This is a genomic window from Pseudoalteromonas spongiae UST010723-006 (assembly GCF_000238255.3).
Taxonomy (GTDB): Bacteria; Pseudomonadota; Gammaproteobacteria; order Enterobacterales; family Alteromonadaceae; genus Pseudoalteromonas; species Pseudoalteromonas spongiae.
In genome coordinates, this window is the sequence record NZ_CP011039.1 from 1,994,393 (window position 1) to 2,006,056 (window position 11,664).

Below are 11,664 nucleotides of genomic sequence, written 5' to 3' on the forward strand. Positions count from 1 at the left end.
ACATTATATAATAATTAGACTATGCAGGATTATTCTTCAAATTTTATGCAGGGTTTTGATACAAATTTGTAGACTTACACTTCAAACATCAAAAGAGAGAAGTTGGGTGGCAATCTTACCAGCCACATCCCGGCACATAAGTCACACGCTGTGGCTGCTCCCTTCCGGGCCTGACCAGATTCACGCGCTATTATTGCGGGAGGACCAATAAGATCACCATAATAACTCAGTTAAACAAAGGGTTTTGCTCAACTGCGCGCAGGGATTATCACTATTTTGCTGATGAAGTTCAAGCAAAACTTTGTGCATGCTAATCAACTGCGCAACAATTAACCTTAAAGCTGTTTTAACAAACGCGATAACTTGGTTTTCACCTGCGCCATATTATCAGGACCTAAACGCAGTAGCTGTTTTTGTGCATCAGATAAGGCTTCATACTCAGGTACCGCATATTTATATGTTACAGACTGACTTGTAAGCGGCGTATCTAGTGGAACAGCTGGAGTATCAAGTAAATGCTGAATCGCCAGTGCAAGGCGCTGTTCAAATTCATAATCCGATAAACCAATCTCATCATAAGCATCTTGGATCAGCGGCTTATACTCATCAATTAATGCGATAATTTGTTTTTCCGAAAGCTTAGTAAACAAGCTGACATACGGATCGTAGCGCTCAAAACTCTCTGGATTTACGGTAATAATGGCACCGTCGTTTACGCTAAACGCTTGTTTTGGCGCAACAAACATTTGGTGCTTTTTAGCAAGCTTACCGTCCGCTAAGTTTTCGATGTAAACCACCGCACGGCGAATTAAATCGTCACTAACAACAAGTTTTAACATGCTCACTGATACAACATCTGCTAGCGACTCTCGTACAACTGAATCGCTATCATCGAGCGAAGGCAACACACGTGTCACTTCTGGCGTTACTGGCTCTTCAACTTCAGGCTCTTTAGTTACAACCACTTGCTCAACAACTGGTTCAATTACAGGATCATTGGTCACAACTTGTGTTTCTTGCTCTGTCTCTACAGGCTCAGTGGGTTGTGGCAATTCAATTACTTGCCGTTCACCCGGCTCTACTGGTTTGTCGCCTTTCATTAATTGCATGGCTGCTACCGCAATCACGATTGCTACCAGAGAGAGTCCGACAATGTAAGGTAATTTATTTTGAGAATTCGTTGTCATATTTTTCACTGTTCAAATATTTATTTTAGATCTAAAGTGCTCTAAATTAACAATAAAGGGAGAATACAAAGTATCTGATGAATAGTAGCGGGAATAGTTCAAAACATAAAACAAAAATTGCATTACTACTTACTGGTGGTGGCGCACGAGCGGCTTATCAAGTAGGCGTTTTAAAAGCGATTGCGAAAAACCTGCCGCGTAATCAAGTAACACCATTTGCCATCATAAATGGTACATCTGCGGGCGCAATTAATGCAACGGCGCTCGGTTGTTACGCTTCGTGCTATCAGCTAGCCGTTAAAAAGTTAGAACATGTGTGGAAAAATTTTCGCACCGAGCAGGTTTATCACACCAACTTTTCATCGGTATTTGGTCATATTTTTATTAATATGTTACGTAGTTTTCAGTCGGATTATGAAAACCACCCACCCGCAAGCTTGCTCAATAACCAACCACTACGAGAATTATTGCGCTCAGTACTCGATTTAAAACGCATCGACAATAATATTCGCAACGACTATTTAGAAGCACTATCGATTACCGCTTCGAGTTATTCGAGCGGTGATTCCGTCGCCTTTTTCCAAGCTAAGCATGCCAACTCTTGGCGCAGAGCTAAACGGCGTGGTGAAAAAACCACAATTAATATTGAACATTTAATGGCATCCAGTGCCATTCCTATGGTTTTCCCGAGCACCAAAATTCGTCAAGGCTACTTTGGCGATGGTTCGGTACACCAACATGCTCCGCTGAGCCCTGCAATTCATTTAGGCGCGGAAAAAGTCTTTGTAATTGGTGTTGAGCAACCTATCGATAATAAATATTTTGGTTTTCAGCCACACTACCCCGGTATTTCAACGATTGCCGGCCATTTGCTCGATACCATTTTCTCCGACACCTTACGTGCAGACATTGAACGGCTAGAACGTATTAACCGAACGTTGTCCCTTATTCCTGCGCGCGATAAACATAAAGAACTTAAGCGCATCGCGCACTTTGTGATAAACCCCTCGCAAAACTTTAATGCCATTGCAACGCAGTACTACGACACTATGCCAGTGTCAATAAAAATGCTACTGCGCAGTATTGGTGTGAAAAAGCATTCAGAATCGTCACTGGTGAGTTATTTACTCTTTGAAAAGGAATACACCCAGCATTTGATTGATATTGGCTACCAAGATGGTTTGGCACAATTAGATGAAATAATGGCGTTTTTAGAGTTCACCAATATGCAGTAAGTTTACTATAAACGGGCTAGCGCCCTTCTAGTATAAAACGCTCAGCACGTTCAACACGGCGCGGTTTGCCGCGCACAATTAAAATATCCTGCGCTTTTAATACAGTATCACTTGGCGGAAAACTTAATTCATTACCATCACGGCGAAGTCCGGTTACATCGACTCGTCGTTTAGTTAAGTTTAAATCACCTAAAGATAATCCTCGTGCATAGGCATCTTCGGTAATCGCGATTGCATGCAAAAATTCAAGATGATCAGATGAATCGGGTGTCAATGGCGTACTATCACCTGGGAAATAACCATGCAGTAAGCCATAGCGATTGCTACGCTCTGCTTGCACACGCCTTAAAATACGACGCATCGGCACCCCGGTTAAAAACAGTACATGTGATACCAACATAAGGCTGGCCTCTAGCTTTTCCGGCACCACTTCTGTAACGCCTTTATCTTTAAGCTCAGATAAATACCTATCATCGCGCATGCGCACTAAAATTTTAACCTTAGGCGCAAGCTGCTTAATACTGTTAATAATTGCAAATGCGCTATCTTTATCGGCGAAGGTTATAATCACTAGGCGGCTTTTTGCAATATTGGCACCTTTTAGCACCTCTTTTTGCTTTGCCTGACCAAAATAGATATTTTCTCCAGCGGCCTGCGCCTCTTTAACGCGCACTGTGTCACTATCTATCGCAACAAACGGAATTGCTTCCGTTTTTAAAAAACGCGCGATAATTTGCCCTACACGACCATATCCGCAAATCACAACATGTTGACTAAACTCGTCGAACTGGGCATCGCTGTTGTCATAACTTTGACTATTTTTTGTCAGCAAATTAGGGGCAACTTTATTGAGAATTTTATACGACAGCAAAGCGCCGTTATCCACCAAATAAGGCGTTATCGCCATGCTTAATACACCAACCGACAACAGCAAGGATGCATTCGCCGAATTTAACAAAGCGTATTTTAATGCGAGTGATATTAAGACAAAGCTAAATTCACCCATTTGGCATAACATAAGTGCACTTGCCAACGCATTTTCATGATTCTCACCCGCCACTTTCGTCACAAAATACGTAATCGCTACTTTCAGTGTCAGCAAGCTAAATAACCCAAGTGCAATCCACTGCAAGTTAGCCACAACAAACGCCATATCAAGCTGCATGCCAATGGTAATAAAGAATAACCCCATTAAAATATCTCTAAATGGGCGGATATCGGCTTCGAGTTGATGCTTATATTCACTTTCACCTAACATCATGCCTGCAAGAAAAGCACCTAGTGCCATTGATAAGCCAAAAGCAGAGGTTATCGCTGCCGCAATAAGTGCAACCAAGATGGTGGTCAACACAAATAACTCATCACTGCGTGTTTGCGCTATTTCACTGAAAATTCTCGGTAGAACCCATTTGCCAACGGCCATCAATAGCGCAATAACCACACCGCCTTTTGCCAACGCCGTTAAAATGGTGGTCCATAACGACTCTGAGCCATTTGCCAAAAGCGGTAGCGCGATTAATAAAGGCACTACCGCGATATCTTGAAATAGCAAAACGCCAATTGCCAGCTGCCCTGGTCTTGAGCGCAATAATGGCGAGCCACTGACTTGTTTAACCACAATAGCAGTTGACGACAAGGCAACTAAACTACCAATGCTAAACGCCGCTATCATTGAAATTCCAAATAACCACAATAGCACCATAACCACTAAGGTAGTTATTACGACTTGCATTACGCCAACGCCAAAAACAATGTGGCGCATAGCCAGTAAACGAGGAATTGAAAACTCTAACCCTAAACTAAACAGCAAAAAAACGATGCCAAGTTCGGCAATAAAGTGCATTTGTTCACTTTGTTCAAGCCACGCAAAGCCGTCTTTACCGGCAAGGATGCCCACCGCTAAATAAGCTAAAATGGGTGGCAGATTAAAGCGTTTAAACAGCCAGATCAGAACCACAGCGGCAATCAATATATAGAAGTAAACACCAAACGTATGCTGCAAACACCACCTCTGCCATCGTAATATGCGTTATGTCGAAAAAATGACGAATTCATTAGAAGCGAGTCTCTCTAATCAATTAAATATAGCAAGTGTCTGTTTTTCTGCCACTTAATAAAAATGGCTTAGATTTTGCTTAAATATCCATGTACTTAATATTTTGCGGTAGTATGAGGGTAGTTAAGTGGAAAACGTACATGTTTTAACGCGTCAAACAGACAGCAACGGCGATTATTTGCCGTATGGCCAGATCTATTCTGAACAGAACGACATAAGCCATACCCATGCGTTAGTAACGCAACTTCAAAAAACACTTGAGCTTACAAAATTATTAAACATCTTTTCGGTTGAAGCGTCACGCGTAGTGCAATTTTCAGGCCTACAATTTCATAGTACCGAAGGGGTAATTGAAATGACTGGCAGTAAAATAGAAGGTGAAAACCACGCCTTTGATCTGATGGCAGATGGCGAACGTCTTGGCCAGCTTATTTACTTTTGCCAAAATCTACCACAATACGCAAAGCAGAAATTAGCAAGATTACATACCGCACTTGTCTACCCTCTGCGCAATGCACTATTGTTTTCACGCGTGAAAAAACTGGCTACCAAAGATGCATTAACCGGGCTAAATAACCGCAGCATGTTTGACGATTGCCTATACCGCAAACTTGAGCGAAGCCGCCGTCATCACCGCAGCTTTGGCTTAATGTTGTTAGATTTAGATAACTTTAAGCAAGTAAACGACCAACATGGGCATCAAGTGGGCGATCAAGTATTGATTGATTTTGCCAATATTCTGACAGACTGCGTAAGAGGCACAGACACCGTATTTAGGTTTGGTGGTGATGAATTTGCCATTTTAATTGATGATGATAACTTTGACGTAAGTCATATCTTAGCTAATCGCATTAAAAAACGCGTGCACAGTCACCAACTACTGAAAACCCATTCTGTAACCACCAGTATTGGTTTTTCATTAAGTAAGGCAAAAGATATTCCTAACAGTATTTTTGAACGTGCCGATAGAGCGCTTTATGCAGCAAAACAAGACGGACGGGATTGTTGCAAAACAAACTAAGGCGTAGCCAGAAAGAAAAAAGGAAGCATTAGCTTCCTTTTTTTAGACGATAACCGGTAAGCAGCGAACACAAACCAACAAAAAAAGCCCCGAGCACATTAGCTATTTCCAAAAAGCTGGTGACTGGTGTCACGATAATACAAATAAGTGGACACATTACCGCTAACAAAAAAAAACTTCCGCCTTTTCCTAACCAATAGCACAGCAGCAATGCAGCAGTAATCGCGCCAAAAATAGCGCCATAGAGCACCACAGTAAGATTAAACGAAAAAATAAGGCTCACCGCTAACACCACTGCAAATACAATTAAGCCGATATAAGCTTGCCCGATAAGTGAAAAACCAACTGCTTGACTAGTTTTCATTTGTTTCCTTTTGTTGCCAACATAGCCCATTTTCGGCGTATGCATGTTTTGATATGCCCAAGCCAATTACTTGAACAAGTTGATTATTATAGTAAATTCCTGCAACCAATGGGCGTTGCCAAGGTGGTATACCAGCCTCTTTCAGCCATGTACTAACCGATTTAGTACAGTTTCGGTGTTGCAAGGTAAACTTTTCAGCGCCAATATCAAAACGCAGATTAACATGTTCATCCATAAATGGCGCGCGTGCACCTTGCGCTCTTTTTTCTACACTAAACTCTTGGCTCTCAATAGTCACTGAGCTTAGCCCAATGTTATCTTGATTTTCAGGCACCGCCTGAGGTAACACGATAAATAAAGCATCTTGGTAGCGCTTAATCGCAAAACCACAACATTCAATACTCACTTGCGCATCTAATTTTGCATTAAATGCTTGCTGGTAAACTTGGTCTAGCACCTTTTGAGATGGCAAAACTAGCTTATTTTGCTGTAGCCAATAACGTATTAAATTATCAATGCGCGCGCGAGAAAAACCAATCACCTCATTGAGCAGAAAACGCTGATGAAAAATACACTTTTTCGCGTCTTCGGCAATGTATTCATCCAGCAATTGTTGTTGCGATTGCAGCAAATTCACTACACGAGCGACGGTATTGCTAAAGCCCTTAAAGCGTTTATTAAGTTCAGGAAGGATTTTATTGCGTAAAAAATTTCGGTCAAAGCGATCGTCGTGATTTGATTCATCATTGATATGCGAAAGTTGCTGAGCCTTTGCATACTCAACAATGTCTTTACGCATAATACCTAATAATGGACGAAATACAGGTAACCCATTTTCAATGTGAGTGCGCTGCTTCATCGCACCTAAACCCAACAGCCCTGCTCCGCGTTTTAAACGAATAAAAAACGTTTCCACTTGGTCGTCAAGGTGCTGTCCAAGTAATAATTCTGAATCGCTATGCAAGTGCGCTTTTAGTGCGTTGTAACGTGCCGTGCGCGCCACCGCCTCTAAGCTTTCACGACTGGCTTTTTTCACGCTTACTCGGTACGCCTTAAACGGGATTTGCCATTTTTGACATAAATCGGCACAAAACGCCTGCCACATATCGGCATTATCACTTAAGCCATGGTTGATATGCACAGCGTCGATTTCAATGTGCGTGAATTCGCGAAAACGCTTCGCTAAATGTAATAATACAACCGAGTCAACACCGCCAGAAAGCGCAACAGTAAAGCGCGTTTTTTCGGTGTTGTTAAGCTCATATTTAAAAGTGGAATAAATATCTTTCATAAACAAAAAAAGCCGCAAAATGCGGCTTTTTCCAAAGTCTTTTAATTAGCAGTAACCAAAAGACATTAAACGCTCGTAGCGCTGCTCTAACATTTCTTCTAATGATAAAGCTTTCAAATCACCTAAGTCACGTTTAATTTGTGCTTTAAGCGATTTCGCCATTGCATCGTAGTTACGGTGCGCACCGCCTAGAGGCTCTTCAACAATCGAGTTGATCAGATCTAAGCTCTTAACACGATCAGCGCTTACACCCATAGCTTCTGCTGCAAGCGGCGCTTTTTCTGCACTTTTCCAAAGAATTGATGCACACCCTTCCGGTGAAATTACTGAGTATGTGCTGTACTGAAGCATATTAACACGGTCACCCACGCCAATTGCTAATGCACCACCTGAACCACCTTCACCAATTACCGTACAGATCACGGGCACTTTTAGGCCTGCCATCACTTTAAGGTTTTTAGCGATTGCTTCACTTTGACCACGTTCTTCAGCACCAACACCCGGGTATGCTCCTGGTGTGTCGATAAACGTGATGATTGGCATATTAAAACGCTCTGCCATTTCCATTAAACGTAACGCTTTACGGTAGCCTTCTGGTTTTGGCATACCAAAGTTACGCTTAATTTTCTCTGCTGTATCGCGACCTTTTTGTTGACCGATAACCATTACTGGTTCGCCATCTAAACGCGCAACACCGCCTACAATAGCCGGGTCGTTAGCAAATGCGCGGTCGCCTGCTAATTCGTCGAACTCGGTAAAAATACGCTCGATATAGTCTTTGGTATACGGACGTAACGGGTGACGCGCAAGCTGTGAAACCTGCCATGGACCTAGATCAGAGAAAATTTTATTGGTCAGCTCTACGCTCTTATCTTTAAGGCGTGAAACTTCTTCTTCTAGACTCAGATCCAGTTCACCACCGCGACCTACGTTTTTAAGTTCTTCAATTTTTGCTTCCAACTCTGCAATTGGAAGTTCAAAATCAAGATAATTGAGACTCATGCTCTAAACTACCTAATTAAATTCTAGTTCAATATTCTGTGCTACTAAGCGTGAGAGGTTAGCAAGTAACTCGTCACTGGGTGTAACACACCACTGTGTTCCTAATGAAAGCTCAGTTGTTGCATCTGGGCGTTCATATTGAATTCTTATTGGGCAAGTACCAAATTTATACGGGGTGATGGTATGCTCTAATCGAGACAAGAAGTTATCACTCACTTCCTGCATTTTCACCGTCATTTTTATGTTTTTAACCCGCTTTTCACGAACAGATTCAATACTTGCAACTTCGCGAGCGGTCATTGTAATACCACCTGAGAAGTTATCAAAGCTGACCACACCAGATATCACCAAGATATTGTTCATTTGCAGCAGTTCTTGGTAAGTTTCGAACTGTTCAGGAAATAAACGAATATCAATTCGGGCACTTTTATCATCCAGTGTCAGTAGTCCCCAACGCTTTCCTTTTTTATTAATTAAGGTACGCGCATTAATCACTAAACCTGCCGCTGTAGACGTTACATCACGTTCCGTCGGTTGTAAATCGACAAGTCGACCCGACACATAGTTTTTAAGCTCACTACGGTATTGATTAATTGGGTGACCGGTCAAGTAAAGTCCCAGTGTTTCGCGTTCACCTTCCAACCATTCGTTATCGGTAAATTTAGGCGCTTGCACAAATGCTGCGGCAACTTCCTCTGGCTCCGTTGCCAATAAACCAAATAAATCGCTTTGGCCTAGTGCTTCAGCTTTATTGTGTTGATCGGCCGATTTAAGCGCATCAGGTAAGCTGGCAATTAAAATAGAGCGTGCACTTTGTGTTTGCTCTGGACCCAATTTATCCATCGCGCCGGACATAATCAGTTTTTCAATCACACGTTTATTTAAACGCTTAATATCGACGCGCGCACAGAAATCAAATAAATCTTTAAATGGACCGCCCGCTTCTCGCGCTTCTAAAATTGCGTCTACTGGCCCTTCGCCTACACCTTTAATTGCTCCAATACCGTAAACAATTTCGCCTTGATTATTTACCGTAAACTTATATAAACCAGAGTTCACATCAGGCGGTAATAATGTGAGTTTCATATTCTCACATTCATCAACAAGGGTAACAATCTTATCGGTGTTATCCATATCGGCTGACATAACTGCCGCCATAAACTCTGCTGGATAATGGGTTTTCATCCACAGCGTTTGATAAGATACTAGCGCGTATGCTGCCGAGTGCGATTTGTTAAAGCCGTAACCTGCGAATTTTTCTACAAGGTCGAAGATCTTCATCGCAAGTTCGCCGTCTACGCCATTTTGCTTTGCGCCATCCTCAAAGGTTGAACGCTGCTTGGCCATTTCTTCCGGCTTTTTCTTACCCATAGCACGACGCAGTAAGTCAGCGCCACCAAGGCTATACCCTGCTAGTACCTGAGCAATCTGCATTACCTGTTCTTGGTAAAGAATAATGCCATAGGTTGGCTCTAAGATAGGCTGCAAGCTTTCGTGCTGATATTGCGCATCTGGGTAAGATACTTCTTCTCGTCCGTGCTTACGGTCGATAAAGTTATCTACCATGCCCGATTGCAATGGACCTGGACGGAAAAGTGCAACCAGTGCGATCATGTCTTCAAAGCAGTCGGGCTTTAAGCGACGGATAAGGTCTTTCATGCCGCGTGATTCAAGCTGGAATACTGCGGTTGTTTCGGCGCGCAGTAATAATTCAAAACTCGGTGGATCATCAAGCGGAATAGCGGCGATATCGATATGTTCTTTTTGCTCACGCGTTAAGCGCTCATTGGCCATATCGATAGCCCATTGTAAGATGGTTAAGGTGCGTAACCCTAAGAAGTCGAACTTAACAAGACCTGCTGTTTCTACATCGTTTTTATCAAACTGCGTAACCGGGAATTTACCCTCGTCATCACAATAAAGTGCAGCAAAATCAGTAATGGTTGTCGGTGAAATAACAACACCACCGGCGTGTTTACCGGCATTACGTGTACAGCCTTCTAAAATTCGGCACATATCGATAAGTTCTTTTACTTCATCGTCTGTGTCGTAGGCCTCTGGCAAGCGCGGTTCAACGTCAAAGGCTTTTGCCAGTGTCATGCCCGGATCGCCCGGTACTAATTTTGAAATACGGTCAACAAAACCATAAGGGTGACCTAGTACACGGCCTACATCGCGTATTACAGCTTTTGCCGCCATCGTACCAAAAGTAATGATCTGCGATACCGCATCACGGCCATAGAGTTTAGCAACGTGGTCGATTACTTCATCGCGTCGGTCCATACAGAAATCGACGTCGAAATCGGGCATGGATACACGTTCTGGGTTTAAGAAACGCTCGAAAAGTAAGTCAAATTGCAGTGGATCAAGATCGGTGATCTTTAGCGCATAAGCAACTAATGAACCTGCACCTGAACCACGGCCTGGACCCACCGGAATAATGTTATCTTTACTCCACTGGATGAATTCCATTACGATTAAGAAGTAACCAGGGAAACCCATTTGGTTAATTACGTCAAGTTCAATTCTTAAGCGGTCATCATATTCGACGCGTTTGACTTTGCGATCTTCTTCATCGGGGAATAAGAACTGTAAACGTTCTTCCAGACCATCTTCTGATACTTTTACTAAGAAGTCTTCAATCGACAAAGAACCCGTTGGGTAATCTGGTAAGAAGTAAGTGCCAAGTTGAATGGTAACATTACAACGTTTGGCAATTTCTACCGAGTTTTCCAGTGCTTCTGGAATATCCGAGAACAACTCACACATTTGTTCTTCGGTTTTTAAATATTGCTGCTCTGAAAAACGTTTAGGACGGCGTTTATCATCAAGGGTAAAACCATCGTGAATAGCAACACGAATTTCATGGGCTTCAAAGTCTTCTTTATTGAGAAACACGACTTCGTTGGTGGCAACAACCGGCAAACCTGAGTATTGAGCATAAGCCACCGCACTATGCAAATAATCTTCTTCTTGCTCGCGTTCAGTGCGCGTTAGCTCAATATAGTAATGATCTTTAAAGTGTTCTAAATAAAAGTTACCAATGGATTTGGTTAAGTCATTATTGCCTTTTAATAAGGCTTTACCTAAATCACCGTCTTTGGCACCTGAAAGTAAAATAAGGCCTTCTTTATGCTCAATAAGCCACTCTTTATCAACCATAGGTCGTTGCATAAGGTGACCGCGTTGATAGGCTTTGGAAATAAGCAGTGTAAGGTTCTTATAGCCCGCATTATTTTTAGCAAGTACGACCAAACGACAAGGCTCATCGGGAAATTCAGGACTGTGTAACCACAGATCAGCGCCAACAATGGGTTTAATACCAGCACCATGCGCAGCACCGTAAAAGCGCACTAAACCGCACAAGTTCATTTGATCAGTAATGGCAAATGCAGGCATATTCAGCTCTGCAATTTTACCGACGATAGGCTTAGTTTTTGCTAAGCCGTCCACCATTGAATAATCACTGTGAACACGTAAGTGTATAAATTTAGGGTCTTGCATTATC

At 42.5% G+C, this 11,664-nt stretch carries 8 protein-coding genes and 1 other RNA gene; 2 read left to right on the top strand and 7 right to left on the bottom strand.

From position 1 onward, the window contains the following. Positions 1-113: 113 nt before the first annotated feature. Positions 114-210, bottom strand: an RNA gene (ffs, locus tag PSPO_RS09310) — signal recognition particle sRNA small type. Positions 211-335: 125 nt separating this feature from the next. Then, positions 336-1,187, bottom strand: coding sequence for a DUF3014 domain-containing protein (locus PSPO_RS09315; RefSeq protein WP_040641923.1), 852 nt, complete (start codon positions 1,185-1,187; stop codon positions 336-338). A gap of 77 nt (positions 1,188-1,264) precedes the next feature. Here PSPO_RS09315 and PSPO_RS09320 point away from each other — a divergent pair, with 77 nt between their 5' ends. Continuing rightward, positions 1,265-2,422, top strand: coding sequence for a patatin-like phospholipase family protein (locus tag PSPO_RS09320; RefSeq protein ID WP_010559713.1), 1,158 nt, complete (start codon positions 1,265-1,267; stop codon positions 2,420-2,422). 16 nt (positions 2,423-2,438) lie between these two features. On the opposite strand, the gene PSPO_RS09325 is transcribed toward PSPO_RS09320, so the two are convergent. Beyond that, positions 2,439-4,424: a monovalent cation:proton antiporter family protein gene (locus PSPO_RS09325; protein WP_010559712.1), complete on the bottom strand. Its 1,986-nt coding sequence runs from the start codon at positions 4,422-4,424 to the stop codon at positions 2,439-2,441. 181 nt (positions 4,425-4,605) lie between these two features. On the opposite strand from PSPO_RS09325, the gene PSPO_RS09330 reads away from it, so the two are divergent. Then, positions 4,606-5,499, top strand: a complete 894-nt coding sequence (locus PSPO_RS09330) for a GGDEF domain-containing protein (protein ID WP_010559711.1) — start codon at positions 4,606-4,608, stop codon at positions 5,497-5,499. A 28-nt stretch (positions 5,500-5,527) separates the two neighbouring features. On the opposite strand, the gene PSPO_RS09335 is transcribed toward PSPO_RS09330, so the two are convergent. From PSPO_RS09335 to dnaE, 4 genes are read right to left on the bottom strand one after another with little or no spacing between them, the layout of a single operon-like run. Further along, complete coding sequence (locus tag PSPO_RS09335) at positions 5,528-5,863, bottom strand: hypothetical protein (RefSeq protein WP_010559710.1); 336 nt, start codon at positions 5,861-5,863, stop codon at positions 5,528-5,530. Then, a complete protein-coding gene (tilS, locus tag PSPO_RS09340; protein WP_010559709.1) occupies positions 5,853-7,154 on the bottom strand; it encodes a tRNA lysidine(34) synthetase TilS in 1,302 nt (433 codons plus the stop codon). The genes PSPO_RS09335 and tilS overlap by 11 nt, the downstream gene beginning before the upstream one ends. Before the next feature lie 45 nt (positions 7,155-7,199). Beyond that, the gene (gene accA / locus PSPO_RS09345) at positions 7,200-8,156 is read right to left on the bottom strand and encodes an acetyl-CoA carboxylase carboxyl transferase subunit alpha (protein ID WP_010559708.1); all 957 of its coding nucleotides are present in this window, start codon (positions 8,154-8,156) and stop codon (positions 7,200-7,202) included. A 12-nt stretch (positions 8,157-8,168) separates the two neighbouring features. Further along, complete coding sequence (gene dnaE / locus PSPO_RS09350; RefSeq protein WP_010559707.1) at positions 8,169-11,660, bottom strand: DNA polymerase III subunit alpha; 3,492 nt, start codon at positions 11,658-11,660, stop codon at positions 8,169-8,171. Positions 11,661-11,664: the final 4 nt, after the last annotated feature.

Bases quoted from the DNA above. Each gene is read 5' to 3' on its own strand.
- PSPO_RS09315 (WP_040641923.1), bottom strand. From the start codon at position 1,187: ATGACAACGAATTCTCAAAATAAATTACCTTACATTGTCGGACTCTCT.
- PSPO_RS09320 (WP_010559713.1), top strand. From the start codon at position 1,265: ATGAATAGTAGCGGGAATAGTTCAAAACATAAAACAAAAATTGCATTA.
- PSPO_RS09335 (WP_010559710.1), bottom strand. From the start codon at position 5,863: ATGAAAACTAGTCAAGCAGTTGGTTTTTCACTTATCGGGCAAGCTTAT.
- tilS (WP_010559709.1), bottom strand. From the start codon at position 7,154: ATGAAAGATATTTATTCCACTTTTAAATATGAGCTTAACAACACCGAA.
- accA (WP_010559708.1), bottom strand. From the start codon at position 8,156: ATGAGTCTCAATTATCTTGATTTTGAACTTCCAATTGCAGAGTTGGAA.
- dnaE (WP_010559707.1), bottom strand. From the start codon at position 11,660: ATGCAAGACCCTAAATTTATACACTTACGTGTTCACAGTGATTATTCA.